We start from the raw sequence: 24,479 nt of genomic DNA on the forward strand, positions 1-24,479 counted from the left end.
CCGTGAGCGCCTTCGCCGAATCCTATGCGGTGCCGGCCCTGGTGCTCGAGCCGACGCAGGGCGCTCTGCTCGTCCGACACCGCGTCGTCGGATCGACGATCGCGCTCCCCCGGCGTAGCCTGGTGCGCATCCGCCGGGAGGAATCGTGAGGAAGCACAGAGCCCCCAGCGCGATCAGCGCTGACGAGCTGCTCTGGCGTTATGCCTACGTACTGGGCAACGTGCCGACGTCCACCGCGGACAGGGCCTACGCGGCGGCGTTCGATCGACTGCCCGCTCCGCAGCGCGAGCGAGTGACCGCCGAGCTGGCCGGCCTCGTGTCCCTGCCCGAGCGCGTGCCCCTCGCCGCCGACCCCGGCGCCTTCGCCGTCTTCATGCGGAACTTGGCGGCTCGCGATGCTCTCATACGGGCACCGAGCGCGGGAGTCCTCGCGGCGGCGTTCATCACCAGCGCTCCCGTCATCGCCTACTTCACGACGGGCATCGGGTCTGTCTCGATCGACCAGCACCCGCCGTGGATCCACGAACTAGCCGGCCATGAGACGGCGCCCATCGACGCAGGCGCCCCCAGCCGCCGGGAGGGCACCCGCTTCGCCGCCTGGTAGCGGGGCGCCAGGGATCGGGGCCGGTCCCGCCCCCGGCTCTCGCCAGGGGCGGGGCCAACTCCCGCGCTGCGTCGGCTGTCAGGCGCGGACGGCGAAGCCGCCCGTCCAGGCGACCTGCTCGCGCACGGCGAGCACCATCTGCAGGAAGCCCACGGCCTCCAGCTCACGCGCACGCTTGAGGCCGCCCGCGTCGGCGACGACCACACCGCCGGCGGAGATGATCTCGGTCAGCTGGGCCTTCGCAATGTCATCGTCACCCGCCACGACGACCGTCGTGGGCACTCCCCCGACCTCACCAGAGAACAGCGTCGCCGCGAAGTTCGTGTTGAAGGCCTTCACGACCTTGGCGCCGGGAAGCGCCACCTGCAGCTGCGCGGCGGCCGAGGAGTCGGAGGGAACCGTGAGGCCGTCGAACGTGGCGAAGTCGACCGGGTTGATCACGTCGACCACGACCTTGCCGGCGAGCGCGGCGCCGTAGGTCTTCACGACGTCCTCCAGCGCCGGGTAGGGAAGAGCCAGCACGACGATGTCTCCAGTCAGCGCGTCGCCGAACTCGTCAGCCGTCCCGCCGACCTGCGCGGCCAGCTGCTGCGCCTTCGCGATGTCGCGCGCGACGATCTGGATCGAAGCCCCGCCCTTCGCCGCCACACTCGCGATCGCGGATCCCATGTTCCCGGTGCCGATCACCGTCATGCTTGCCATTTCCGAACTCCTGTCGAGATAGATAGTTGCATTTACAACTATTTGATGGAACGCGGGGTGTGCCGCGGGTATTCCGCTCCGTCCGCATGCGATCTGAGGTGGCTCACTACACTGAGGGTCGAGATGACGTACCGCGTTCCGCGCATGGACGACCTGGAGTCGAAGGCGTGGCTCGCGCTCGTCTGGACCTCCGAGCTGCTCCCTGCGGCGCTGGACGCGCAGCTGCAGTCCGATTCGGACATGACGCATTTCGAGTTCATGGTGCTCAGCACCCTTCGCCAGGCGGAGAAGGGGTCCCTGCGCGTGAAGGATCTGGCGAGCGCGGTCAACTCGACGATGCCGCGACTCTCCCGCGTGCTGGGCAAACTCGCCGACCGCGATCTGATCGAGCGCTCGACGGGCGCGAGCGATGGGCGCGTCGTCGATGTGCGACTGACGAAGGAGGGGCGGCGCGAGCTCGTGCGCGCCGTACCGGCCCATATCGAGACGGTCCGTCGGCTCGTCATCGACGAGCTCACGCGCGACCAGCTGCAGGCCCTCGCCGACGCGCTGGAGCCCCTCGTCGAGCGGCTCGATCCGCAGCGCCGCGTCGGCTTCGCCGCGGCCGCTCGCGCGTCAGCCGACTGATCGGCCTCTGCGGAGGGTCACCGCGCGAGCACCTCGTCGATGTCGGCTCCGGGCAGTGCGACGGTGACCTGGGTGTTCCACGGGTCGGAGACGACGATCGAGCGCCCGTCGTCGGCGAACGCCAGCTTGCGTGCGGTCAGTCGCGCGGCGAGCGCGTCGAGGTCCTCGCGGCCGGGCACCGTGATCGCGACGTCACCGAGCCCGAGGCCGGCGGCGCGGGGTCCTGCGCCTGCGGAGTTCCAGGTGTTCATGGCGACGTGGTGGTGGTACCCACCCGCCGAGGCGAACAGCGCGCCGGGGTACGACGCGACAGTGGTCTCGAACCCCAGCGCGTCGACGTAGAACTCTCGCGCCGTCGCGATGTCGCCGACCTGGAGGTGCACGTGGCCGACCTTGCCTGTGGTCCACGCGACGGCGTCCATCGACGCCTCGTCGAGGTGACGCTGCAGGTACGCGTTCGGATCGAGGTACAGCGTCGACATCTGCAGCTCGCCGTTCTCGTAGCGCCACTGCGAACGGTCGCGGTCGACGTACAGCTCGATGCCGTTGCCCTCGGGGTCGGTGAAGTAGAACGCCTCGCTGACAAGGTGGTCGCTCGAGCCCGTGAAGCGACTGCGGGGATCCTGCGCGGCGCGCAGGACGGTGGCGGCGAGCGACGGCTGATCGTCGAAGAGGAACGCCGTGTGGTAGAGGCCGGCCTGCCTCGGGTTGACCGCGGGCAGCCCCGGCGTGCTGATCAGCCGCACCATCGGCGTCCGGCCGCGACCGAGCGCGCGGTGCACCTCACGGCCCCGCGCCCGCTCCTCGAGCGGCTCGAGCGCGAGCGCATCGGCGTAGTAGGACGACATCAGCTCGAGGTCGCCGACGCGCAGGGTGACAGCATCCATCCCCGTCTGCGGGTCCAGGACCCGGTCGGAGGCGGGAGCCGGAGGAGAGGACGAGTCCGTGGCGTTCATGATGTCTCCGATGCGAGAAACGATGTGGTTGTATGTACAACCAATCGTCAGGACGAGCTATTCCCGCATCCCGACGAGTCCCCTGCTGGCCGTGATACCCACCGGGCGACAGATGGCAAGACCTGACATTCTGCGCCGAAGTGCTCAAGACTGGCGTCGCCGGAAACGGCACCGTGACGGCGGAAAGGCTCCCCCCGACGGTCGAGTAGCGCGAAGGGAAAGCCATGGCGAAGAAGAGCAGCGGCAGTTCGGGGCAGCGGGTACCCAAGAAGCTGTACAAGGACGAGCTCGAACGTCTGCAGATCGAGCTCGTCGAGATGCAGCGCTGGGTGGCCGAGACCGGCACACGAGTCCTGGTCATCTTTGAGGGCCGAGACGCGGCGGGCAAGGGCGGAGCGATCAAGCGGATCACCGAGCACCTCAGCCCTCGGCATGTGCGCGTCGTCGCGCTGCCCAAGCCCGGCAAGCGCGAGCGCGGCCAGTGGTACTTCCAGCGATACATCGAGCACCTCCCGACCGAGGGCGAGATCGTGCTGATGGACCGGTCCTGGTACAACCGGGCCGGGGTGGAGCGGGTCATGGGTTACTGCACCGACGACCAGTACCAGAGGTTCCTGCGCCAGGCGCCGATCGTCGAGCAGCTCCTCATCGACGAGGGCATCATCCTCCTCAAGTACTGGTTCTCGGTCTCCGACGAGGAGCAGCAGGCGCGGTTCATCGCCCGCGAGGAGGATCCGATGAAGCGCTGGAAGCTGTCACCGACCGACCTCCAGTCGATCAAGCGGTGGGAGGACTACTCTCGCGCGAAGGATGCGATGTTCGCCGCGACCGACACCCCCGGCTCCCCGTGGTGGATGGTCGAGAGCGACGACAAGCGCACCTCGCGCCTGAACTCGATCAGCCACCTGCTGGACAGCATCCCGTACAAGCACCTGGACCGCGAGAAGATCTCGATCCCGGACCGGCCTGCGGCTGACGACTACGAGCGGCCGCCGATCGAGCAGTTCCACTCCGTTCCCGACATCGCGGGGAAGCTCGGCAAGAAGTAGCGGGCTGGCCGTCCGCGCCCGCGAAGCGGTTCGCGATGCAGGAGGGCGGGCGGGCGCCGCTTCGCGTCCGATGGCACTTCGGGGCGGCGCCGAGCGCGCCCGGACGGGCGGCTCAGAACTGGGAAGTGCCCCGGGTGCGCCGAGGGCGTGCATCCGGGTCGAAGATCAGCCTGTTGAGGGGTCGCGCCCAGAGGCGCTGCAGTGGCGAGAGGGGTTCGATGCGATGGTTGCGGACCTGGCCCGTCGGCCGCGCCGATGCACTGCCCGTCACGTGCCAGCCGTCGAGCGCGTCTGCACTGGATTTCCACATCGCGAGCCCGTCCTCGCCCCTCGAGAGGCGCGGATCGGCAGGGTCGACGCCGAGGTGTTCGGCCCAGAGCTGGAGACGCAGGTCGCGGGCTATCGCGCGCTCGGGCTCGTCGGAGGTGTCGACGACCGCGCAGGTGAGCTCGCTGTCCATCGTCCAGGAGCGACGATTGAAGTTGTCCGAGCCGCAGGTCATCCAGATGTCGTCGACGATGCAGACCTTCGCATGCACATAGATGGGCGTGCCTTCGCTGTTCTCGAGGTCGAAGATGCCGACGCGATCCGGCGCCGCACGGCGCAGCATCGAGGTCGCCCGGAGCTGACCCAACCGGCTCGCAGGCCCTGACACTCGACCGTCGGAGTCGGGGTGGCGCGGCAGCACGACGATGACCCGAAGGCGGGGGTTGCGCGTCAATGCCCGGGCGATGTCGGCGGCGACCTCCCGTGACCAGAAGTACTGATCCTCGATGTAGATGAAAGACCGGGCGCGCTCGAACGCCTTGGCGTAGGCGCGCGCGACGCTGCGCTCCCCGAGCGGGGCGAAGGGGTACGGGGGTCTCTTCGGCCCGTACGTGCGCAGGAGCTGGACCGCGTGGGCACCAGCCGGCGGCGGGGGCGTCGCGGCCTCGGGCAGCGGACGGGGATGGCGGGGCATGTCGGCGAGCCGCTGCAGCAGCATCCGATAGGGGGTGCGGTGGTCCAGGGGTGCGGGGTCGTTCCAGCGCTCGGCGAAGACGGCCAGGAGGTCGGCGACGACAGGCCCTCGCAGTTCGAGCGCCGCGTCGTGCCAGGGCGGACGTTCGCCGTACCGGGCGTCCATATCGAGCGCCTGCGGGTCGCCGGCGTGGTGCTCGTTGTCACGGCGGCTGTGGCACAGGTCGATGCCGCCGACGAACCCGACGTCCCTGCTCGGGTCGTCGCGGTGTCGGATCACGAAGAACTTCTGGTGGTGCGAGCCGAAGAGACGGATGCGCTGATCGAGCAGCACCTCTCCTCCCGCTTCGTTGATCCGACGACCGAGGTGGACGTTCGACAGGCCGCTGATCGGCGCCGAGACCCGTTCGCCGTGGGAGCGCCACATCAGCCCGCGCACCTCCACCCCGTCGCGCGCCAGCGCGCAGAGCAGATCGCCGATCGATGGGCCGCGGGGCAGCAGCAACTCGTCGGCATCGCCCCGCCAGTCCGTGAAGAACACCCGGTCACCGGCGCGCAACAGCGACAGCTCCTCATGCAGCCGGGCGAAGTACGTGGCACCGTGCACGAGCGGCCGCACGAGATTGCCCTCCGACCAGGCGGAGAGACCGGGCCCGTCGGTTTGAACGACGCTCGCCGGATTCCCCCGCTCGAGCCGGTTCAGAAACCAGTCGGCGGCAACTCCGTTCACGCGACGAACTCTAACGTCATCGCGGCTGCACCACTGCCCCCCGCGATGCGTCGTCAGCGCGACCATGTGGGCGGAGTCTTCTGCGGCTTCCGTCGTCCGCCGTAGAGTGCCGTCATGGGCGGTGACCGCCGTCGTCGACGCAGACGGGTGCTGAGGTGAGGCATGGCGGTCGTGGTGGTGGAGGGAGAGAGCGATCGCATCGCCCTCGAGGTACTGGCCGCCAGGCTGGACGTCCGACTTCCGCCCGTCGCGGTCGTGGGTGGAGCGCACGGCGCGCGCCGCGCGGTGGCGGAGCTGCGCGGAGAAGCCGTTCTCGGATTGGTCGACGTGAAGGAGCGCGCCCAGTTCGAGAGCGTGATCACGAGGGTCTTCGTCTGCGATCCGGATCTCGAGGGAGAACTGGTCCGGGCACTCGGCATCCCCGCCGTCGAATCGGTCATCGCGGCCAATGGTGAGCTCGAGTCGTTCCGGCGGCTGCAGAATCAGCCCGCGCAGCGCGGAAGGCCGATCGAGGCGCAACTCGCCCGCTTCTTCGGCGGAAGAAGCGGCAACAAGCGCCGCTACGCGGCCCTGCTCGCCGCCGCCGTCCCGCTCGATCGAATCCCCGGGCCGCTCGCCGCTCTCCTTGCGGCCAGCGCATAGTCCCGTCGCGGCGCCGCTGCGGCAACCCGGTGTGCTCGCCGGCCGATGAGATCGCCGCAATTGCCCCGGCGCCTCCTGATCCGGGTCGCGGTGCCGACCGTCGCGTTCCGCGCCGCTATGCGGTGGTGCGGAGAGGGTCGTATTCGATCTTCAACGCTGCAGGGGCGACGTGGGAGTGGGCCGCCTTCTACGCCATCTCCATCGCGATCGAAGTGCTGCTGCTGGTCTTCATCCTGCGCTCCGCATGGACATGGCCTGGACGTCCCCGGTCGCTGCCGGATCCCTCGGCGCCAGGGAGCGATAGAAGATCCCCTCCGCCGCTGCGGTCACCGGATCTGCCGGTGCACCCGCGGTTCTTGACGGCAGGGTCGAGTCGGCTCCACGATTGCGACGATCGCATCGAGCACGCACCACCCGAGGAGTCCTCGTGATCACACCGGCCGAGTTGATCGCCATCCCCCTCTTCGAGGACCTGGACGACGAGCAGCTCGCGTATGTCGCGCGCTCGGTCGAAGACATCCGCCTGGTGCCCGGTGAGGTCCTCGCCCGGGAGGGAGACGAGCGGGCGCTGTTCCTCGTCGTCGAGGGCGTGATCGAGCTCACGAAGGACATCAACGGCGTCGAGCGGAGAGTCGGCAAGCGGAGGCCGGGCGAGATGTACGGCGAGGTGCCGATCATGCTCAGCACGAATCTCCCGGCCAGCTGCGCCGCCATCGACGCGACGCGGGTGCTCAAGATGGACTACGCGTCGTTCTTCGCGCTCGCCGGAATGGCGCCGCAGGTGGCCCTCGCGGTCGGCGCCTCCGCGCAGCGTCGCATCGAGAGCCTGAAGGAGCTCGCGGCCGAGACCGCGAAGCCCGATCTGACCGTGATCGGACGGCCCGGCGACCCCACCGTGCATCAGATCACCACGTTCCTGTACCGCAACCGACTGACCTACGAGGTCGTGGACCCGAGCGGGTCCGACCTGGACGGCGGGCACACGAATCCGTCGGATCCGCCGGCCGTCGTCCTCGCCGACGGAACCCGGCTGAACCGCCCCACGATGCGGGAGATCGCGCTGGCTGCGCACCTGCCCGTGCATCCTGCCGGCGCCGAGTACGACGTCGTCATCATCGGGGGCGGCCCCACCGGACTCACTGCGGCCGTCAACGGCGCCGCTGAGGGCCTGCGCACGATCGTCGTGGAGCGGTTCGCGCCCGGCGGCCAGGCCGGGACGTCGACGCGGATCGAGAACTACACCGGCTTTCCGTTCGGCGTCTCCGGAGATGAGCTGACTGCCAAGGCGATGCGGCAGGCGCGGCGCCTGGGCGCGGAGATCATCGTCACGCGTGCGATCGAGGGCATCCGTCCCGACGACCACACCGTGACGCTCGACGGCGGCGACATCCTGAGCGCCAAGGTCGTCATCCTCACCTCGGGGGTCGAGTGGCGGCACGTCGACATCCCCGGCATCGACCGGTTCATCGGCAACGGGGTGTACTACGGCGCCGCCCGCAGCGACTCGGGGCTCGCGCAGGGCAGAGACGCCTTCATCATCGGCGCCGGCAACTCCGCCGGCCAGGCCGCGCTGTTCTTCTCCCGGCGGTCGCGGTCGGTGACGCTCCTCGTGCGAGGCGAATCGCTCGCCGCGAGCATGTCGCGGTACCTGATCGACCAGCTGGAGGCCAATCCGAACGTCGCGGTGCAGACACGATCCGAGGTCGTCGGCCTCTCCGGAGCAGACGGACTCGAGGCCATCGACATCGCAGACCGGCGCACCGGAGTCACCTCGAACCGTGAAGCGAACGTGCTCTTCGTGATGATCGGTGCGGATGCCGAGACCAGCTGGCTTCCCGATCAGGTGGCGCGGGATGCGAACGGCTTCGTCCTCACCGGACCCCAGGCTCGCGCCACCGGCCGTTGGCCGCTCGAGCGCGAGCCGTTCGCGCTCGAGACCACAGCCCCCGGCGTCTTCGCCGCCGGCGACGTGAGATCCGGCTCGGTCAAGCGCGTCGCGGCCGGCGTCGGGGAGGGGGGAATGGCGATCGCGTTCGTGCACCAGTATCTTGCTCTGACGCCGGAGCGGTGATCCCGCGGGGCGCGGGGTCGACCCGCAGATACCGCCCTCGCTTCGGAGGCGAGCGCGTCCGCACTCGCCCGGCGAGACCAGCCGGCATCCGATCAGGCGAAGAGCTCGTCGAACGCGTCCATACGCACGCGCGGACCAGCAACGGCCCGGTTGCTCGCGGGCTCCGGTGCAACCGTGGCGGTGCTGACCGGTTCCATGAGAGCTCGTGCGGGCTCGGTCAGGAACCTGCTGGGTTTGGCGGCGACGTGCTTGGCCAGGAACGCGGTCGGATGCGTGGGGAGCTGTGAGGGCACGTAGACGTCGAGGGTGTCGCGCGCGCGGGTGAGCGCGACATAGAAGAGCCGCTCCTCCTCGGCGAGCCCCGCAGATGAGGTGAGCGCCATGTCGGAGGGCATCGCGCCGTCGTTCGCGCGCATGAGGTGCACCGCATCCCACTCCAGACCCTTCGCGGAGTGGATCGTCGACAGCGTCAGCCAGTCCTCGTCAAGATGGGGCTGCTTCGCCCAGTCTCCGGCGACGTTCACCGGGTCGATCGCCTGCTCGCTCACGAACGAGCGGAGGTCGGTCTGCTGCGCGGCGGCCTGAGCGATGCCGTCGACTTCGGTAACCCGACGGTGCCAGTCCGGGTAATGCGCGCGCAGCAGCGGATCGACCGCCGCGCGGCACGCCTCGACGAGCTCGGGCACGGCGGCGGCGGAGTCGACGGCTCCGAGGAGCGAGAGGGTCGACGCGAGCCCGGTGCGGGCCTTCGCCGGCGCAGCCGCGACCGCCTCGGCCGTGCGATCGGCCCGCCCGTCCGCGAGAATCCGCGCGAGGCTGCGCGCACTCGCCTTGCCGATCGCACGGTGGCGGGTGAGCAGTCGGTACCAGGACACCTCGTCCGAGGGGTTGAGCACCACACGGAAGCTCGCCAGCAGGTCGCGCACATGCGCCGTCTCCAGGTAGCCGATCCCGCCGAACTTGTGGAACGGGATGCCGCGCACTTTGAGCTCCACCTCGAGCTGCGCGCTATGTGACCCGGTGCGCATCAGTACGGCCTGCGAGCGCAACGGCGTTCCGTCGACGTGTGCCGCGAGGATGCGGTCCGCGACGGTGCGGGCCTCGTCATCCGCATTCCGGCACGCGACCAGCGTCGGTCTGCCGCTCTGCTGCCGCCGATCAGCGACCAGCCGCAGCTTCAGTTCGCCCGGACGCACCTGATTCGCGAGGTCGAGGATCGGCTGCGTGGAGCGGAAGTTGCGTTCCAGGCGCACCAGTGTGGCGTCAGGGTAGGCCTCCATGAGCTCGGGCAGGTGCCCGGCGCTCGCTCCGCGGAACGCGTAGATCGCCTGCGCGTCGTCGCCGACGACGGTGAGCCCGCGGCCGTCGGGACGGAGCCCGCGGACGATGTCGACCTGGAGCTGGTTGACATCCTGGTACTCGTCGACCAGCACCCAGTTCCAGCGCGCCCGCAGCCGCGCGCCGACATCGGAGTCGGCGACCAGCGCGCGCCACGCGACGAGCAGGTCATCCAGGTCGAGCAGGCCACACTCGCGCTTGCGGTCGCGGTAGTGCCGCAGCAGAGCGGCCACCGCGTCGGCGTGCTCGAGCGCCCACGGGAACTGCTCCTCGATCACGGAGCGGACCCGGGTCGCGGTGTTGATCGCACGGGAGGCGATATCGGCGATCGTGCGTGTCGTCGGCAACCGCACCTCGGTGCCGTCGAGTCCGTGCTCCGCGCGCAGCAGGTCGAGCAGGTCGATGACGTCGTCGGGATCGATGACCGTCACGTCCGCGAGTCCGAGATGCTGTGCGTGCTCGGCGACGATGCGATGCGCGACGGCATGGAACGTGCCCCCGGCGATGCGCTGCGCGGCCTGCGGGTCGCCGCACATCACCGCGGCCCGCGAGAGCATCGCCGATGCCGCACGCCGGGTGAACGTCAGCAGCAGGATCCTCTCCGGTGCGACTCCCGCCTCCAGCAGCCGCGCGACACGTGCGGTGAGCACGCGCGTCTTTCCGGTCCCGGCCCCCGCCGCGACGACGAGGGGCCCGTCGCCGTGCTCGACCGCGTCCCGTTGCGCCGGATCCAGTCCGGCGAGCGCTTCACCTGATGCCACGAGGCGACCGTAACCGGACCCCCGGACACTCAGGCCGCGTTGATGCGCGCGAGTTCGGAGCGCCAGTCATCGGGGACCCGGTCAGCGGGCCCGGGTGAGGGCTGATCTTCGGGCCTGCATTCAGGCGGAGCGAGCGGCGGGCCCTGAACCGTCTCCTCCGCGACGTAATCCCAGTACCAGCTCTCGCCGGGCTCGAAGCTCCGGATGTAGCGGTGGCCGGTCTCGCGGAAGTGCGCGGTGGCATGCTTCGCGGGCGAGGTGTCGCAGCATCCGATGTGGCCGCACGCGGCGCAGCGGCGAAGGTGCACCCACCATCCGCCCACGTCGTTGCACTCGACGCAGCCTGTGCCGGTCGGGGGAACGCGGGGGTCGATCTGCGGATCGGTCAAAATGGCCCTCCGAGCAATGAGTCGTCTTCGCACTATAGGCACTTCCGCGCCCGCCGACCCCTCTTCGGACACCGGGCCGGACTACCCTTTGCTCCATGGGCGGCCATGTGACCGACGAGAACATCGCTCCGACACTCACCGACGAGCAGTGGGAGAAGCTCTGCGCCCGGGCCGAGGCACGGGACGTCGCAGACGGCGAGCACGTCTTCCGCACGGGGGATGCCGATTACCCCATGATCCTCGTGGACGACGGCGAGATCGAGGTCGTGCGCGACGCGCTCTGGTGGATCGGCGAGGAGGTCGTCGCGCTCATGGGCCCCCGGTCGATGGTGGGCGAGCTGGGACTGCTCAACGGGCAACGGGCCTTCCTCTCGGCACGTGCGAAGGGGCCGGCGCGCGTGCGCTCGCTCTCGCGGGCGAACCTGCGCCGGCTCATCTCGGAGGAGGACGAGCTCGGCGACCTCATCCTTCATGCGCTGTGGGCGCGGCGCGAGTCGCTGCGCAGCGGTCCCGCCGCGCTCACCCTCAAGTTCGTGGGCAACGGGAGGTCCCGCGAGTTCCTGGCGCTGCGCCGCTTCGCGGAGCGCTTCGACCTCGTGCACACGGCCGTCGCCGTCGACCAGATCGAACCGCATGCGGGCCACGACTACGTCGAGGCCGACCTGCCTCTCGCGTTCGTCCAGGGCGAGGCGTTCCCGCGTGCGACTCCGGGTCTTGTCGCCGAACAGCTCGGTCTGAGTTATGAGCCGGGAGGCGAATCGGTCGTCGATCTCGTCGTGATCGGCGGCGGCCCGGCTGGACTTGCCGCGGCGATCTATGCGGCGTCCGAAGGGCTCAGCACCGTACTGCTCGAAGCCGTCGCGCCCGGTGGGCAGGCGGCATCCACCTCCCGCATCGAGAACTTCCTCGGGTTCCCGTTCGGAGTGAGCGGCGGACAGCTGATCGGCCAGGCGACGCTGCAGGCGATCAAGTTCGGCGTGCGCGTCTGCGCACCGTGCGAGGCCGTCGATCTGCGGCCGGTCGACGACGCCATCGACGTGACGCTGTCGGACGGACGCGTCATCCGCTCGCGCACAGCCATCGTGACCTCGGGGGCCGCCTACCGCACCCTGCGCCTCGACCGCTGGGAGGACTTCGAGCGCTCGGGGATCTTCTACGCGGCGACGCCACTGGAGCTCAAGCAGGTCGCGGGATCGCCCGTCGTCGTGGTCGGCGGCGCGAATTCCGCCGGGCAGGCGGCTCTCTACCTCTCGTCGAACGGATGCCGCGTCCACCTGGTCGTGCGTGGCGCCGAACTCGGCACGCGGATGTCGAGCTACCTCGTCGACCGCATCACCGACGACCCCCGCATCAGCCTGCACACCGGGTCGAACGTGGTGAGCCTCGACGGCAACGGCACGCTGCAGTCGGTCCGGATCGACACGGCGGGCGACGTCGATGCCAAGGGGCTCTTCTGCTTCATCGGCGCCGACCCCGCAGCGGCCTGGCTGCCGGGCGTCGATCGCGACGGAGCGGGGTTCATCCGCACGGGCACCGACGTGACGACGCAGACCCTCGGCCACTGGCAGCTGCTCGGCCGCGAGCCGCTGCCGTTCGAGACGTCGATCCCCCGCGTCTTCGCGGCGGGCGACGTGCGCCGCGGATCGATGAAGCGAGTCGCCGCCGCCGTCGGCGAGGGTTCGAGCGCCGTGGCCTCGGTGCATCGGGCCCTGGCCGGCTGACGCCTCGCTTCACGACCGCGGCGCTCGTCCGGTAGCAGCGGATGGGGTTGCCCGGAAGCTTCTTGTCGGTGCGGAGTGGCGGCGGGCTATGCCCAGCCGAGCTCCCGCAGCCGGTCGTCGTCGAGCCCGAAGTAGTGACCGATCTCGTGCACCAGCGTGATGTGCACCCGCACACGCAACGCGTCGAGATCGGCGCTGTGCTCCCGCATGTTGTTCTTGTACAGCGTGATCCGGTCGGGCAGCTCCCCGAAGCCGTACACCCCGCGTCTTGTCAGCGGATGCCCGCGGTACAGCCCGAACAGACGCGGCCGCTGCCCCACGGGTTGGTCTTCGATCACGATCCCGACGTTCTCGAGCCCGCGGACCATGTCGTCGGGGAGCGCGTCGAACACGTCGGACACCAAGCGCGCGAAATCGTCGTCCGAGATCTCGACCATGGCCCAATCTTCCCCCGCACGGCGCGTAGAACGACTGCATCCTTCACCCGATCGCCCGCCTCATGCCGCCCGACCAGCCTCATGCGGGCACCGTGCGCTCACGGATCGCGACCGACCGCTGGTGGGCTGTGGCGTGTTATGAGGCATCGCGGCGGGCCCGCCGCCGCGCAGTACGTGTAGCGTCAGGTTGACAGGGTCACCGTGGCTCTCGAAGGAGCACGACCATGGGTGACAAGTCCACGCGCAAAGAAGGCGGCAAGACCGCGCCGGCAAAGACTCTCAAAGAGAAGCGCACGGCGAAGGCGGACAAGCGAGCTGCGAGCAGTCGAGTAGAGAACACCGACGCGGTCTCCAGAGTCAAGAAGCACTAGCTCGCCGCTGGGGAGCACCCCTTACACGAACTCGGTGCCGCGGAGAGTCTGCGCAGTCAACCGGGTGAGCGACCGCGAGCGCGCGCAGAGGATCCTGTTGCGGGCGATGCCCGCTGATCGGACCCATTCGCGCGGCGGGTCAGACACCACCTACTCGCACCGGGCAAGGCGCCAAGGTGAACGTTGCATGCCTCCGGCTATGCCGTATTCGGGGCCTAGAGGGGGATCCCTGTCAGGAGCGCGAGCTTCTCCTTCCCGGCTGCGGTGAACGCGGTGCACGATGCGTTCTCGATGGGCGGGAGGGAGCTCACAGGGGTGCTGACGCTGATGGGTGTGCCGCCGTTGATGGTGTAGGTGATCGTTAGCGTGCCGTTCTGGCTGTTCGACGCGTTCCCCGTGAGCAGCGCCCCAGCCGCCACGCCATTTGGCGCGAGGACGAATGGGTTGGGATCAACCTCGGGAACGGGCGGAACCAGGTCCACAAGGGCGGTATCCCCAAGAGAGACGCCGTTGAGCGTGATCGACGTGCTCTGGATGGTGACCGGGATCGAACTGGTGTTGTTGATCGAGACCGCGAACGCGTATCCCTTGTAGGTGCCGTTCGAGTTTCCGGGCAGCTTGCAACCCGCACCGCTGAGGCTGATATTGATCTCGCCGACTACAGCTTCAGAGACGACGATCTGGATCGTCGCCCGGTCAATAACTCCCTGTGCGTCGCGGAGCTCGACGTCGAACGTCCCCGATCCCGGGTCCGACGAAACTCCCGAGATCAAGCCACTTTCCGCTAGCGAGAGTCCACTGGGAAGCAACCCCGAAACCTGAGTCCATCGGTACGGCTCTGTCCCACCGGCCGCGACGAGTTGGGCGCTATACGAAGTGCCAGCGATCGCGGCAGGCAAAGTCAAGCTCGTGATCGTCGGTTGGAGCTGCTTCGATTGCTGAGCGATGGCGGTGGCCGCCGATGCAACGAAGGCTGCACTCTCGCCGTCGGCCCGGTAGACCTCCGTATGGACTGCGAGTCCGTAGTCCACTCGGAAGAGGTTCGGATCACAGACGACATCGTCGTCGTGGCACACAGAGTGAAACCGGGTTGCGGGCCAGGCAGGGACGTCCGGCACTATCGCGCCGGGCTTGTACTTACCTCCCGTGCCGGACACCCACCAAATGCCAGCGCCATCGAGCGGGGCGGTGTCGTAAGAGATGCCTCCCTGGTTCTTCGCGCGATCTCCATCAGCGATCGCGAGCACTCCATCCACCCGCGACACCGCTGCATTCAGTTGCTTGCTCGCTTTGCCAGTGGCCAGCAGCTGTATGGTCCGATGCATGACCATGGCGCCCTGGGAGTAGCCAGCCAACACGTAGTGCTCGTCTGGGCATCGAGATATACGCGCTTCCAGGTATTTGAGGGTTTCTGTGACGCCGCTATCGATCGATTCCCAGAAGACTTTGCGGGTCGACTTTGTGGCAAGAACCCAGACGTCAGCGGACGGGTACGGAATCGCAAAGTATCCGACGTCATAGCCAGCCATGTGACCGACGTAGTAGTTCAGCCCGTGCCAAACCTCCGGGCCGAGGCCCCTATTCTCGTTGTAGGTCTGGCCGGAGCCCTGAGCACCGATGACAACAACGTCCATGCACGACGAACTCGTCGTCGCCAACGGCGGGTAGTCCTCCGCGCCCGCCGGCTGAGCGACGACTATCACTCCCGCAACGATCAAACTCACGATCGACGCGATCGTCGCAGTGATACGCCGCATGTCATCCCCCTCCGCACGGCAGACGGCCGCGTCCAGCGCTGAGCATATCGGCCAGGGCAAGTCTCAATGTTGCCGACGCGTGAACAGATCCTTCGGAATGAGCCATTATGAGACGCTCCAAGCCTCTGGACTACCGCTGTCAATGCCAAGTCGCCCGGGAAGATGGTCACCCTGAGCGTTTCCGGTCCTCTCGCCTCGCGGGCGGATCCGTAAACGGGCATTGCCCGCATGAGGGAGATCGCGGGCGGTCGTGAGCGCGTTCGATCGCGATCCGCACATTGCCCGAGGTGGGCACCCGCGCGTGCAGTGGTCTCCTTTCGTGGTTCAGAGGACTTTTCCGACAATCGGCTTCCCCCACCCGGCGCTGACGCTCCGCGCTCTGGTTGCCATTGCGGGTCGAGAACGAGTTCGGGCATGATTGTCGCGGTGTAAGTCCTAACCCGGCATCCCGCAGGGCCCGGGCTTGATACAGCCGCAGGCTCGGACGTCGGTCGGCAGACTAGGTCGGAGCGCGTCGTTTCCTCACTCGAAGGGAGCGGCGATGCCCGCCTGCCAGAAACGCCCCTATCCGCCACCAATCAGCGCCGCATACGTGCTCCGCCGCATTCAAACCGAGCATCCAGCGCGGGGCGAGGTCGGGATTCACCCTTGTCACACCTGCCACGCCTGGCACTTGACCTCCGACCCGGCGGCAGCCCGCAACCGCTGGACCACAATTGCGCTCGCCAAACTTGCAGGACGGGGGAGTGGCTACGGGTCGATACCGAACTAAGCCCTCGGTAGGTTCGCCAGCACGTCGGTCGCTTCCGCTTCGGTCAGCTCCCACCGCGAATTCTTCATGTGATCGGGGTAGGTCGCTCGGAGATAGTTGCGCACCACGAGCCCTGCGCGCGCCTCTTTGGCGTACCCGAGGAGTCGCGCGAGCTCGACGGGCGTGTACGGCTCCATGCCGAGAGCGTACGCGACGGCGCAACTCGCCGCGATCGGATCCCTTTCCGGGCACTGCGCGAAAGGGGACGTGGGGTGCGGGCCTGGTGCCGCGCAATTGATGTCCCTTGAGGCGCAGCGCCAAACTCAATGCGTGATGCAGCCCGCGATCACTCTGTAGGTTCGGACCCCTCAGGCTCTTCGTCGTTGAGGGGACCACGCTTCGACAGCTTGTCCCAGGCCTTCTTACTCTTCGGCTTGATGTGGTTGTTCCAGAGCGGTGGTCCATAGCGCCAGATAAGGACACCTGCCACCAGCACCGCCAACCCTGCAACCAAGTGCTTCGTCTGCACGTCCGGCAACGCATCGCCGTTGTCGTCGTAAGTCACCACGTAGCCGCTGCCGTCGGGCTCGTCAACCTCGAGGACAGCCGGCGCCACGTCAGCCGCGAGTACTTCGGTCGGCTCCAGCGGGGCGGCTTCCATGTCCGCCCGAAGCGCACCGGCCAAGTCGTCGTTCCAGGTACGCGTCTCCCAGTTGCGATGTGCGTAACCGCCGTAGCCGTTCTCGTGGTAATGATCAGCGCCGAACTGCTCGCCCTTCTCGGTGAGTCCGTACGCACCGGGTTCGCCGTAGAGATAGCCGTGCTCTTTCAGTAGCGCATTCATCTCCTGGGCGGTCTTCCTGAACTCCCAGCCCAGTACTCGTGCCGACTTCCCCAAGTCCCAGCCCCCATGATCGCAATTGCACCAGTTGACCGGATCATAGTGCGGCGGTACGACTACTCGCCCCCGCGCACGCGCCTTATGGATCCATGAGCGCAGCAGGTCGCGCTCGTAGCCAGCGTGGAACTCGTCCGGTCGAGCATCCATCGCATCGAGGATCCCCTTCACGCGACGAGTGAGGGGCAGCGGACGACCCGAATCGGTGGCACCCGCCGCCGCAACCTCGTTCCGCGGCGCTCCCCTCGAACCGCCATGGCGCGGGATCCTCATCCGGGCATCGCTCGCTAGGGGGTGCCGGAGAACAGCCGCGCGCGTTTCAGATCCGAATGCGCGCAGTTCTCCTACGGGGCCTTCAGCCACCGCCTCGGCGTCACCCGCGGCGACATGTCCCCGGTCAAAATTGTCGACGATGGTAGGGCCACTAACGCTACAGTCGCGATCATGTCGGGGAGTGAAAGCCAGGTTGCGCGGCTGGCAGATGGTGATCAAGACGCCGTTGTACGCCCCAGGATGCTCGCGCGTTTCACTCTTATCGGAATAGCGTTGGCACTCGCCTTGGCGGGCTCGATCTTTTTGGTGCGTGTCATCTGGAGTCCAGATCTAAGTGGAGTCTTCAGCTGGCTGACGGCGGCCGGGTGGGGGTGGATCGGTGCACCATTCGCGGCCTTGGGTGCCATGCCTCAGGGCGCTGCGGTAGCCGGGTTTTCCATTCTCTGTTTCTGTGCACTGATCGCTGGGCTACCGGGCATGCTGCTCTCGTTTGATGTGCGCACGCAAAGTGCTCAGGTTCCAGGTCGCACCTTGCTCACGGATCAGGCCCGACTGGACCAAGAGATCGCAAGTATGTCCGTTTCATTCCTACAGGCACGATTCTTCGCGCAGTGCCTCGCTGAGCCCGCGGACCGATTCGTCCGGATCACGGAATCGGTAGAGTCCGGCACTCGTACGATTCGAGACACGATCTCATTCACCGTCTCCACGCGGCGACTCCCCGACGGGTCGTACGTCGTACCAGTCCTTTTGTGCTCCCGGGGTCGATTGGAGAATGGCCTCCGATTTCACGGCAAAGGCGGGGAACGCGCATCCTCACTAACTCATTTGCAGGCAACAGCATTTTCACTACTGGCCGTCCGTGAATTGATTCGCGCGGCGGGCGGTCTTGCTCTGGCCCTGTATGAGTCAGGAGGAGATGAGAGTCTTCAATCGAAGGTGCGCGCGCTCCTGTGTGCAAACTCGGACGGTGACGTGGAACTGTACAAATCGATACTGGCGCTCGATACCCGAAAGGAACGAAGTCGGCTATTGGACGCGGCTGCTGCGATCGTTTTCGTGCTTGCCCAGCAGTATCCGATCTGCACCGCCGTGGATGTAGTGAACCCCCGCGCCGCGGAGGAGCCCCTGAAAGCGGCTGGTTGGACTTGGCGCAGGCGGCGAACTGCTGTCCGGCCGTTGCCAGAACAGAACTCGGTTGCGCCGCACATACGCATCGGTGTGGACCGAATTGTTGTGCCCACACTCAAGCGCTACTCGGCGAACCCCCCTGGGGCTCTTGCTCGGATAGAACGGTTTCGCCGCGATGTCATCCACCTCGCGCGGGTGCTGCTCGGTGTCTCACCTCATTCAATAGACCACCCGACCACTCAGGCCGCTCGCACATCGGCTTATCACCTCGCAGTGCGAGGATCGGAAGGCACGTACTTAGCTCAGCAGGAGCTCCGTCGGGCGATCAACGGAGGTTCGCTGACAAGGGCCCAGCACCGCTCGCTTCAGTACGCGATGTATCCTCGGCGCGGGCAAAGAACGGCTCATCTCTACGTGCGTCACCCCACCAACACCGATCACCGCCGAGATCCCGCCCTACTGGGCTTCGATGAACTGTCGTACGCCTGCAAGTTTTATGAGCGGATGCCCGGTTCCCTTGCTACTGCGCTGGTGGCGTGTGCGTCCGCACTCATCATCTCGGCGACGATCGCTGCGGCAGCGCTTTACGTTCCGCCGGCATCTGACGCGCCCGTGGCTGAAGTATCAGGGTTGCTGCAGATCCTGCTCGCCTTCCCCTTTGCCCTCACAGCGACCAGCAGCTTTCGCCGCGGGGGAGCGCTCTGGGATGGTGATCTAGGAGCTCGCACGGTCACAGCCATAACGGTGGGCGTTCTCGTGGCTAGCTTGGTAATCTCGACCATCGGTCCGATGCTCGGGAGCCGGGAGGTCGTAGTCATGTTGTGGACGGCGATCCTAGTGGTTGCTGGCTGCACTACCATTGGTAGTCTCTTCGCGTGGGTCACGCGAGCATTTACGCAAGCGCGCTTCACGCGGCGAGCAGATCCAGCTAGTTGGGGGACGGTATGAGACGGCGCCACCGCCAGTCTGACCACGATCAGCACCAGCACGACGGTGCACCCTGGGTGCGTGAAGACACGCTCCTCGTTCCCGCGATCACTCATGTTCCGGTGTCAGCCCTGCCTGACAGCCTGCGCGATATCCCTTTTGACTCTCTGACTCCAGCAACGGTGTAGCGCGCGCCCATACCCTAGCCGCTCCGTACCCAACCGCTCGACCTTCGCTCTGTGCAGTGTGCGCAGCCACCGTGAACACGTGTGGGCCGTACGACTGCGGGTCGGCCGCGAGCGACTCGGGACGCGTGCGTTTCGCATCCCCAAACGGGCGACGCCCGGAACTCGGACCAATGCGCGCGAACGTGCGCCACATCAAACTTGGTTCGACCCTGCCCGCGGAAGCCTAACCGCCGAACTGTTTCCCTTCACTCGGAGTACGTGAAACTACTGCGCGAGTCCAATCCAGGCAATCAGTTGCGCGCTGTCTTGCGACGATGTCGGCGCATCGCCGCGGGTGTCGAATCGGCAGGATACAGTTCGCGGCATGAGCGAAGCCACGTGCGCGGTGCTGACGGCCATCTTCCCATTGGTGTTGCTGACCGTCGTGCTGGAACGTCGAACTATCCATCTCAACATTCGAAGAGCGAAGTGGTTTCGGCGGACGACGATGTCCACCGTCGCCGCCTCTCTCGTCGGCCTCCCTCTGACGGTCGTCGGCGTTCAACTTCACGGCTTGGACTGGAACTTCGCATGGATCGCATGGCTGGTGGCGCTTGTGGCCTTTCTCGGTCTCGCGTTCAACCTGATCGGTGCCGCGGCATCCGAAGAGGCACGAGAGGATGGGGACGCTGCGCCGGAGACATAACCGGCCCAGACCAACCGCCAGTCGTGCGAGCGATCGCTGAAATGGCTGCTCGGGGCCCTGGTCCATCCCTAAACGCGCCGCGCACGGATCAGGGACGTCGGCGAGCGGTCCTCGCGGCACCTTGCGCGCGCCCGTGGCGGGTTCGGCAGACTGATGCAATGACCTTCACGCGCATGCGGATCGAAGCAGAGGTCCTCGTGCCGCAGGCCCTCGCTGATGTATGGGACTTCCTCAGCGATCCGAAGAACTCGGAGCTGTGGGACAAGAGCGTTGCGAGCATCGAAACCGTCGAGACGCGGCCGGTCGGGCTGGGCTGGGAAGGTACGACGACGGCACCATCGGGCATGCGGCAGAGCTTCCGGATCAGCCGGTGGGAACCTCCGAAGACGTTCGCGTTCCAGTTGCAGCAGTCGTCGATGTTCCGCCAGGCCGAGTTGAGCTTCCACCTCGAGCAGACCGCCCGCGAGGTCCGCATCCTTCATCGACTCGACCTGCAGTTGCGCAACGTACTGCTCTACCCGGTGCTGCGGCTCACGGCGAAGCGAGCGCTCGGCGCTGACCTTCAGTCCCTGAAGGACTGGCTGGCCAAGACCTATCCGTCCGAGGGAGAACAATGATCGTAGATCGCAGGACCGCGAGGATCCTCATCCGGGCATCGCCCGCTAAGGAGGGATTGGTGGCGTTACTGGCGCGTACTTTCTACCCCACCGCGCAAAGCGCGGGGGCGATGTCGCATGTGCCGGCGCTCGCACGCGGGTTTTCGGTCCCGTCATGGGCACCGGAGCGCATGCCGAACCCGCCTCTTCGGGGCGTTTATTGAGAAGCTTTTCGCGAGCGTGCGGGCTGTTAAGCGGCTCATGATGCGGTGATCTTCACTGGTGTCCGGGCGCGGGCTCCACCAAGACAGGCGTGGCGCCAGGGAGGAGTGAGCTGCCGGGCTATCAAGCGTCTCCGGGCGCTCGATAGTCTGCGTGGGTGGACACAGATTGGGTCGTCCGAGTGCTCGATGCGTGGATTGCCGGTGCGTCTCGCACACGCCAGCCAGATACTTACAGCTCTGCACCAACGCCGTGGGCTTTGCGGTATACCCCGGAAATGGATGCACTACGCGAGCGCGAAGACCAGGCAGCGCGGGTAATTCAGGTTGCGCTAGGGCTGGCGACCAGCCCCACGCTTCTGGTAGTCGCCAATGCCGACGAAGTTGAAGTGCAGGCGGGCATCGACCTAGCAGCACGCGCCCGCGGGCGCGTGCTGACGGAAGTCGAAACGACGGCCAGGCTAGGGTCCACTGCTCCGACGATGTCGGCAGATGCGCTCCACCCATTGATCTGGAGTGCAGCATCCGGGCGCTGGGAGTCGGGCCACTACTCCGACGCTGTGCAGAGGGCTGCGACGGCTCTTAGCGGGTATGTAAAGGATCAGACCGAGCGCTACGAGCTTGGAGACAGCCAATTGATGCTGCAAGCCTTCTCGCTCGATTCCCCCCAGCAGGACCGGCCACGCTTGCGCTGGCCAGGCAACGACGATGACTTAACCGTCAAGTCGATGCGAGAGGGCATCCTCTATATGGCACGTGGAGTGTTCGCCGCCGTGCGCAACCCCGCCTCGCACTCCATCGACGAGATGCCGAAACAGGAGGCACTAGAACAACTGGCGACTCTGAGCATCCTTGCTCGATGGATTGAGCAATGTGAGTTGGTCACCCTCTGAGCCGGGGACGGTCAAGTGGGATCCGCATCCGGGCAGTGCACGCGGGCGGAGCCGTCGCGTGCACCGGGGCTGGCCTACCGGACTGCTGTGCTAACGGGCTCGATCACAAACAGGCAGCTGCTCTCCTCATACCGGTCGACCTCCGCAGTGACGGCCAGGTTCGTGCCGACGCCGACGCTGTCGGGAACGTCACCAACCCAGCGCATGTCGTTCGTGGTATTTACGTCACGGAACTGGAACGCTGGCCCCGGCGCTGATGTCTCGCTGTACTCGCCGGCGCCGATGAGGATGTCGTAGCGGGTAGTGGCACGGTCGTGCGGGTTGATCGCGCCGATGTATCCGGGAAACGCGATCGTGTCACCGCTGTGCGCCGTGGCGAATGCTGCGATGTCAGGTGAGCAGTAGTCCCCGAGGGCGAGGATCGACGCGAACTCTGGACTGTTCTCAGGAGTCAGGACGGCCGGCGCTGGCGCGGTTGTGGGGGTGGGTTCTGCTTGCGTCGGCTCAGGTGCCGGCTCTTCCTCGGGCGCCTCTTGGGTTGAGCTTGTCGCTGGTTCTGCGGTCCCGGCGGGTGCGTTTCGTTCGCCTATGACGCCGATGGTAATTACGGTCCCGAGGATAAGCGCAAGCGCTGCACCACCAATGATCCATAGCAGACGCCGGGACTTCGGCTTTGGGCGACGGAAAGTGATCTCGGTCTGCAGTTTCCCGTGCGTCTGCGAGACGACTTCCCAGGCGTCGTCCTGCCACTTCTTGATGGTTCTAGACTCCATACCACGCATCGCGTGGGCGGTCCGCTCCTCGTACTTGACCTCGGTGTCCGTCGTCATTCTCAGCTACCCCCAATTCAGTGCCGAACCTGATCGGCCTCGCCGAGCCTACCGATCGCGGATCCGGTTCTGACGCGGGTATCAGAGCGTGACGAAGCTCAATGAGCATCCTCATTCGGGCCATACGCGATCAGCGGGGGTAGCGTACGGCCGGTCGGCCTTCCGTCTGGCGTCCTCTTGCGAACGCGAGGGTGCGGGGACAGGTCCGGGTGAGCTGAGAGCCCCGCGCCCCAGCGCACATCAGCGGGGCGCCACCTCTCCGACTCGCCGTTCCGAGTTCGCAGTCTCCGCGCTTCATCATTCAAGAGATTCGCTTGGAATGATCTCGAGTGAAACCGAAGTGTGGTCGCGTCCGTCTATGCGCGAGCCCCAGACCTGAATCTCGACCGGTCCTGTTGTGGGCGGCTGGCAGTAGACGGTGATGGCGTCGCCCGTTCGCCAATGGTCGACGTGCACAGGATGCCACGAACTCGGTATCAGCGACGTGCGACCAGCGCGAAGTTCCTGGAGCGAAAGATAGGTGTCATGTCCTCGGGGCATGGGAGGCCGACGTGTACTAGTCGCGCTTGCTGGAAAGTGGAGATCGAGCGAAGCGCCGAAAAGATCTGGGCCGAGCAGCGTCACTTCGACTTCAAGGTGGTCGGGCTCAAGCTTGTGCGTGGCTGACAGATAAGGGACGGGATCCGGTCCTTCTGGTCGACTTGTCAGGGCTGTGCTGAGTGCCTGGGCGGCCGTACCCGCGATTGGAACGACCCTACTTCCCGTTTTTGCCTCGTGGCTGGCCCCGTACCGCTCGATAAGTTGCGTGCGGAAGGCTGGCTCACCGGGCGTCCGCCAGTTGAGGTCGAGGATCCCGATCGTTCGCTTATCGTCGGAGGCCAGCCAGTCCCGAATCATGGCGTTGATGTGAGCGTCCGAGAACGAGTAACCGACTACGACCAGATGTGTCGATTCCCGGAGCGCCGTCATCGCGGACTGGAGCAGATCAAGCGTGGGACCGTCTGTCGCGAGCTTCTCGCGATCGCCGACGACGATCCACGGGCGCGTGCGAGGACGAAACGTGTACAGACCTGGATCAAGGGCTGACCCGCGGATCTGAGATTCGGGAGAGATGATCTCGGGCGATTGAGTGAGGCGGCGGTCGATCTCCAGTTCCCAATCGAGGGACCCATGGAGCTTGTGCAGGTTGATCCGGCCGTCGACGCACGATCGTGCGATGGGGCGGCCGGGAACCCATGACCCGATCCCGCGGTCGACCGGGGTGTCGGTCTCTTGCGCCATGCGTTCAATAGTCAAGTCGTAGTTGAGGGTGAGGATATCGAGGCCACCGCCCCTGGCTTTTCGCGAGTTCCGCGAGCGGGTACAGATATCCGACATTCTTGACGTTGCTGAGCACCTGGCTCAGCTCGCTCAAGATGCGCTCTTCGGCTTCCTTGAACTCTCCAGGGCTGGCCGTGTGCACCGCCGACCGAGCGATGGCGGCGATTGCGTCGCTCACTGCTTGTTGATCGCGATATCCTTCGCCGAAGCCGTTGCCAATCGCACGAATTACTCGATCGCCGAGATGTGAATCGACGTGAGGTGCCCCCACTCCCAGCGCGCCGGGCTTCCACGCTCCCACGAACGGAGCGACCTCGTGGGTCCTTGAATCCTGCAGGAGTCGCAGTGCAGAGATAAGTCGCTCGATGTTCACCGCTTGCAGCGGGTCGCTGCCATCCTCAGCCTGGTAACCGACCATCGCACCGTAGGCGAAATTCAGTGCACGCACCCAGTCGGGAAGCTCGCCCCTCGGCCCTCGTTCCTCTAGAGCAGAGGCGTTGACGTTTCGAACGATCACCTCTGCGAGCGCAGTCGTTAGGTGGAGGCCCGCATCTACTGATGCGCCTGCGCCGAGAAGGACTATGACACGTTCATCCACATTCATATCCTCGCGGGCGGCCCACTATGTCGGAACTGAGCGACCTTGGGTGT

Annotated in this window: 24 protein-coding genes; 12 read left to right on the top strand and 12 right to left on the bottom strand. The window is 66.5% G+C overall.

The features are described 5' to 3' along the window. Positions 1 to 2 precede the first annotated feature (2 nt). Both ACSBPH_RS08290 and ACSBPH_RS08295 read left to right on the top strand, forming a co-directional pair. The gene (locus ACSBPH_RS08290) at positions 3 to 149 is read left to right on the top strand and encodes a hypothetical protein (RefSeq protein ID WP_442577115.1); all 147 of its coding nucleotides are present in this window, start codon (positions 3 to 5) and stop codon (positions 147 to 149) included. Next, complete coding sequence (locus ACSBPH_RS08295; protein ID WP_442577116.1) at positions 146 to 604, top strand: hypothetical protein; 459 nt, start codon at positions 146 to 148, stop codon at positions 602 to 604. Before ACSBPH_RS08290 ends, ACSBPH_RS08295 begins: the two co-directional genes overlap by 4 nt. Positions 605 to 682: 78 nt before the next feature. Here the strand turns inward: ACSBPH_RS08295 and ACSBPH_RS08300 are convergent, their stop codons facing one another. After that, complete coding sequence (locus ACSBPH_RS08300; RefSeq protein ID WP_442577117.1) at positions 683 to 1,306, bottom strand: NADPH-dependent F420 reductase; 624 nt, start codon at positions 1,304 to 1,306, stop codon at positions 683 to 685. Positions 1,307 to 1,429: 123 nt separating this feature from the next. Between ACSBPH_RS08300 and ACSBPH_RS08305 the strand changes: the two genes are divergently transcribed. Further along, positions 1,430 to 1,933: a MarR family winged helix-turn-helix transcriptional regulator gene (locus tag ACSBPH_RS08305; RefSeq protein ID WP_442577118.1), complete on the top strand. Its 504-nt coding sequence runs from the start codon at positions 1,430 to 1,432 to the stop codon at positions 1,931 to 1,933. Positions 1,934 to 1,950: 17 nt separating this feature from the next. Here the strand turns inward: ACSBPH_RS08305 and ACSBPH_RS08310 are convergent, their stop codons facing one another. Beyond that, positions 1,951 to 2,889, bottom strand: coding sequence for a VOC family protein (locus ACSBPH_RS08310; protein WP_442577119.1), 939 nt, complete (start codon positions 2,887 to 2,889; stop codon positions 1,951 to 1,953). Between the two features lie 224 nt (positions 2,890 to 3,113). Here ACSBPH_RS08310 and ppk2 point away from each other — a divergent pair, with 224 nt between their 5' ends. Further along, positions 3,114 to 3,938 (top strand): polyphosphate kinase 2, encoded by an 825-nt coding sequence (gene ppk2, locus ACSBPH_RS08315; RefSeq protein WP_442577120.1) that lies wholly within the window; start codon positions 3,114 to 3,116, stop codon positions 3,936 to 3,938. Between the two features lie 112 nt (positions 3,939 to 4,050). Here ppk2 and ACSBPH_RS08320 read toward each other — a convergent pair whose 3' ends face one another. Then, positions 4,051 to 5,694, bottom strand: coding sequence for a phospholipase D family protein (locus ACSBPH_RS08320; protein ID WP_442577121.1), 1,644 nt, complete (start codon positions 5,692 to 5,694; stop codon positions 4,051 to 4,053). Between the two features lie 96 nt (positions 5,695 to 5,790). Here ACSBPH_RS08320 and ACSBPH_RS08325 point away from each other — a divergent pair, with 96 nt between their 5' ends. Together ACSBPH_RS08325 and ACSBPH_RS08330 are read left to right on the top strand one after the other, a co-directional pair. Further along, positions 5,791 to 6,270 carry an ATP-dependent endonuclease gene (locus ACSBPH_RS08325; protein WP_442577122.1) on the top strand — a complete coding sequence of 160 codons (480 nt, stop codon included), beginning with the start codon at positions 5,791 to 5,793 and terminating at the stop codon, positions 6,268 to 6,270. 427 nt (positions 6,271 to 6,697) lie between these two features. Then, positions 6,698 to 8,341, top strand: coding sequence for an FAD-dependent oxidoreductase (locus ACSBPH_RS08330; RefSeq protein WP_442577123.1), 1,644 nt, complete (start codon positions 6,698 to 6,700; stop codon positions 8,339 to 8,341). Between the two features lie 92 nt (positions 8,342 to 8,433). Here ACSBPH_RS08330 and ACSBPH_RS08335 read toward each other — a convergent pair whose 3' ends face one another. Continuing rightward, positions 8,434 to 10,440, bottom strand: coding sequence for an ATP-dependent helicase (locus ACSBPH_RS08335; RefSeq protein WP_442577124.1), 2,007 nt, complete (start codon positions 10,438 to 10,440; stop codon positions 8,434 to 8,436). Between the two features lie 29 nt (positions 10,441 to 10,469). Then, on the bottom strand, positions 10,470 to 10,829 hold the full coding sequence (locus tag ACSBPH_RS08340; RefSeq protein WP_442577125.1) for a UBP-type zinc finger domain-containing protein: 360 nt from the start codon (positions 10,827 to 10,829) through the stop codon (positions 10,470 to 10,472). A 95-nt stretch (positions 10,830 to 10,924) separates the two neighbouring features. On the opposite strand from ACSBPH_RS08340, the gene ACSBPH_RS08345 reads away from it, so the two are divergent. Then, the gene (locus ACSBPH_RS08345; RefSeq protein ID WP_442577126.1) at positions 10,925 to 12,550 is read left to right on the top strand and encodes an FAD-dependent oxidoreductase; all 1,626 of its coding nucleotides are present in this window, start codon (positions 10,925 to 10,927) and stop codon (positions 12,548 to 12,550) included. 86 nt (positions 12,551 to 12,636) lie between these two features. On the opposite strand, the gene ACSBPH_RS08350 is transcribed toward ACSBPH_RS08345, so the two are convergent. Beyond that, positions 12,637 to 12,987 carry a metallopeptidase family protein gene (locus tag ACSBPH_RS08350; protein WP_442577127.1) on the bottom strand — a complete coding sequence of 117 codons (351 nt, stop codon included), beginning with the start codon at positions 12,985 to 12,987 and terminating at the stop codon, positions 12,637 to 12,639. Positions 12,988 to 13,211: 224 nt separating this feature from the next. Here ACSBPH_RS08350 and ACSBPH_RS08355 point away from each other — a divergent pair, with 224 nt between their 5' ends. Beyond that, complete coding sequence (locus ACSBPH_RS08355) at positions 13,212 to 13,358, top strand: hypothetical protein (protein ID WP_442577128.1); 147 nt, start codon at positions 13,212 to 13,214, stop codon at positions 13,356 to 13,358. A gap of 215 nt (positions 13,359 to 13,573) precedes the next feature. On the opposite strand, the gene ACSBPH_RS08360 is transcribed toward ACSBPH_RS08355, so the two are convergent. The 3 genes from ACSBPH_RS08360 to ACSBPH_RS08370 all read right to left on the bottom strand — a co-directional run bounded on the left by ACSBPH_RS08360 (position 13,574) and on the right by ACSBPH_RS08370 (position 16,935). After that, positions 13,574 to 15,115, bottom strand: coding sequence for a cutinase family protein (locus tag ACSBPH_RS08360; protein ID WP_442577129.1), 1,542 nt, complete (start codon positions 15,113 to 15,115; stop codon positions 13,574 to 13,576). A gap of 768 nt (positions 15,116 to 15,883) precedes the next feature. Next, positions 15,884 to 16,063, bottom strand: coding sequence for a hypothetical protein (locus ACSBPH_RS08365; RefSeq protein WP_442577130.1), 180 nt, complete (start codon positions 16,061 to 16,063; stop codon positions 15,884 to 15,886). A 149-nt stretch (positions 16,064 to 16,212) separates the two neighbouring features. Continuing rightward, entirely contained in the window at positions 16,213 to 16,935 is a 723-nt protein-coding gene (locus tag ACSBPH_RS08370) for a hypothetical protein (protein WP_442577131.1), read from the bottom strand. Between the two features lie 273 nt (positions 16,936 to 17,208). Here ACSBPH_RS08370 and ACSBPH_RS08375 point away from each other — a divergent pair, with 273 nt between their 5' ends. The 4 genes from ACSBPH_RS08375 (at position 17,209) to ACSBPH_RS08390 (ending at position 21,678) form a co-directional block, all read left to right on the top strand. Then, positions 17,209 to 19,116, top strand: coding sequence for a hypothetical protein (locus ACSBPH_RS08375; RefSeq protein ID WP_442577132.1), 1,908 nt, complete (start codon positions 17,209 to 17,211; stop codon positions 19,114 to 19,116). Between the two features lie 531 nt (positions 19,117 to 19,647). Then, positions 19,648 to 19,968, top strand: coding sequence for a hypothetical protein (locus tag ACSBPH_RS08380; protein ID WP_442577133.1), 321 nt, complete (start codon positions 19,648 to 19,650; stop codon positions 19,966 to 19,968). Between the two features lie 158 nt (positions 19,969 to 20,126). After that, on the top strand, positions 20,127 to 20,585 hold the full coding sequence (locus ACSBPH_RS08385; protein ID WP_442577134.1) for an SRPBCC family protein: 459 nt from the start codon (positions 20,127 to 20,129) through the stop codon (positions 20,583 to 20,585). 478 nt (positions 20,586 to 21,063) lie between these two features. After that, positions 21,064 to 21,678 carry a TIGR02391 family protein gene (locus tag ACSBPH_RS08390; protein WP_442577135.1) on the top strand — a complete coding sequence of 205 codons (615 nt, stop codon included), beginning with the start codon at positions 21,064 to 21,066 and terminating at the stop codon, positions 21,676 to 21,678. A 74-nt stretch (positions 21,679 to 21,752) separates the two neighbouring features. Here ACSBPH_RS08390 and ACSBPH_RS08395 read toward each other — a convergent pair whose 3' ends face one another. From ACSBPH_RS08395 to ACSBPH_RS08405, 3 genes are all read right to left on the bottom strand, one after another. After that, on the bottom strand, positions 21,753 to 22,508 hold the full coding sequence (locus tag ACSBPH_RS08395) for a DUF4839 domain-containing protein (RefSeq protein ID WP_442577136.1): 756 nt from the start codon (positions 22,506 to 22,508) through the stop codon (positions 21,753 to 21,755). A gap of 297 nt (positions 22,509 to 22,805) precedes the next feature. Continuing rightward, complete coding sequence (locus ACSBPH_RS08400; protein WP_442577137.1) at positions 22,806 to 23,789, bottom strand: SIR2 family protein; 984 nt, start codon at positions 23,787 to 23,789, stop codon at positions 22,806 to 22,808. A gap of 4 nt (positions 23,790 to 23,793) precedes the next feature. Next, positions 23,794 to 24,426, bottom strand: a complete 633-nt coding sequence (locus ACSBPH_RS08405) for a hypothetical protein (RefSeq protein ID WP_442577138.1) — start codon at positions 24,424 to 24,426, stop codon at positions 23,794 to 23,796. Between the last annotated feature and the right edge of the window lie 53 nt (positions 24,427 to 24,479).

Origin of the sequence: Microbacterium sp. F51-2R, assembly GCF_052180235.1 — a bacterium.
Classification (GTDB): Bacteria; Actinomycetota; Actinomycetes; order Actinomycetales; family Microbacteriaceae; genus Microbacterium.

Excerpts from the sequence above, each read along its gene's own strand:
- ACSBPH_RS08350 (WP_442577127.1), bottom strand. The coding sequence starts at position 12,987 with ATGGTCGAGATCTCGGACGACGATTTCGCGCGCTTGGTGTCCGACGTG.
- ACSBPH_RS08365 (WP_442577130.1), bottom strand. The coding sequence starts at position 16,063 with ATGGAGCCGTACACGCCCGTCGAGCTCGCGCGACTCCTCGGGTACGCC.
- ACSBPH_RS08325 (WP_442577122.1), top strand. The coding sequence starts at position 5,791 with ATGGCGGTCGTGGTGGTGGAGGGAGAGAGCGATCGCATCGCCCTCGAG.
- ACSBPH_RS08375 (WP_442577132.1), top strand. The coding sequence starts at position 17,209 with ATGTCGGGGAGTGAAAGCCAGGTTGCGCGGCTGGCAGATGGTGATCAA.
- ACSBPH_RS08360 (WP_442577129.1), bottom strand. The coding sequence starts at position 15,115 with ATGCGGCGTATCACTGCGACGATCGCGTCGATCGTGAGTTTGATCGTT.
- ACSBPH_RS08395 (WP_442577136.1), bottom strand. The coding sequence starts at position 22,508 with ATGACGACGGACACCGAGGTCAAGTACGAGGAGCGGACCGCCCACGCG.
- ACSBPH_RS08300 (WP_442577117.1), bottom strand. The coding sequence starts at position 1,306 with ATGGCAAGCATGACGGTGATCGGCACCGGGAACATGGGATCCGCGATC.
- ACSBPH_RS08310 (WP_442577119.1), bottom strand. The coding sequence starts at position 2,889 with ATGAACGCCACGGACTCGTCCTCTCCTCCGGCTCCCGCCTCCGACCGG.
- ACSBPH_RS08390 (WP_442577135.1), top strand. The coding sequence starts at position 21,064 with ATGGATGCACTACGCGAGCGCGAAGACCAGGCAGCGCGGGTAATTCAG.
- ACSBPH_RS08385 (WP_442577134.1), top strand. The coding sequence starts at position 20,127 with ATGACCTTCACGCGCATGCGGATCGAAGCAGAGGTCCTCGTGCCGCAG.
- ACSBPH_RS08380 (WP_442577133.1), top strand. The coding sequence starts at position 19,648 with ATGAGCGAAGCCACGTGCGCGGTGCTGACGGCCATCTTCCCATTGGTG.
- ACSBPH_RS08305 (WP_442577118.1), top strand. The coding sequence starts at position 1,430 with ATGACGTACCGCGTTCCGCGCATGGACGACCTGGAGTCGAAGGCGTGG.
- ACSBPH_RS08355 (WP_442577128.1), top strand. The coding sequence starts at position 13,212 with ATGGGTGACAAGTCCACGCGCAAAGAAGGCGGCAAGACCGCGCCGGCA.
- ACSBPH_RS08345 (WP_442577126.1), top strand. The coding sequence starts at position 10,925 with ATGGGCGGCCATGTGACCGACGAGAACATCGCTCCGACACTCACCGAC.
- ACSBPH_RS08320 (WP_442577121.1), bottom strand. The coding sequence starts at position 5,694 with ATGGTCGCGCTGACGACGCATCGCGGGGGGCAGTGGTGCAGCCGCGAT.
- ppk2 (WP_442577120.1), top strand. The coding sequence starts at position 3,114 with ATGGCGAAGAAGAGCAGCGGCAGTTCGGGGCAGCGGGTACCCAAGAAG.
- ACSBPH_RS08400 (WP_442577137.1), bottom strand. The coding sequence starts at position 23,789 with ATGGCGCAAGAGACCGACACCCCGGTCGACCGCGGGATCGGGTCATGG.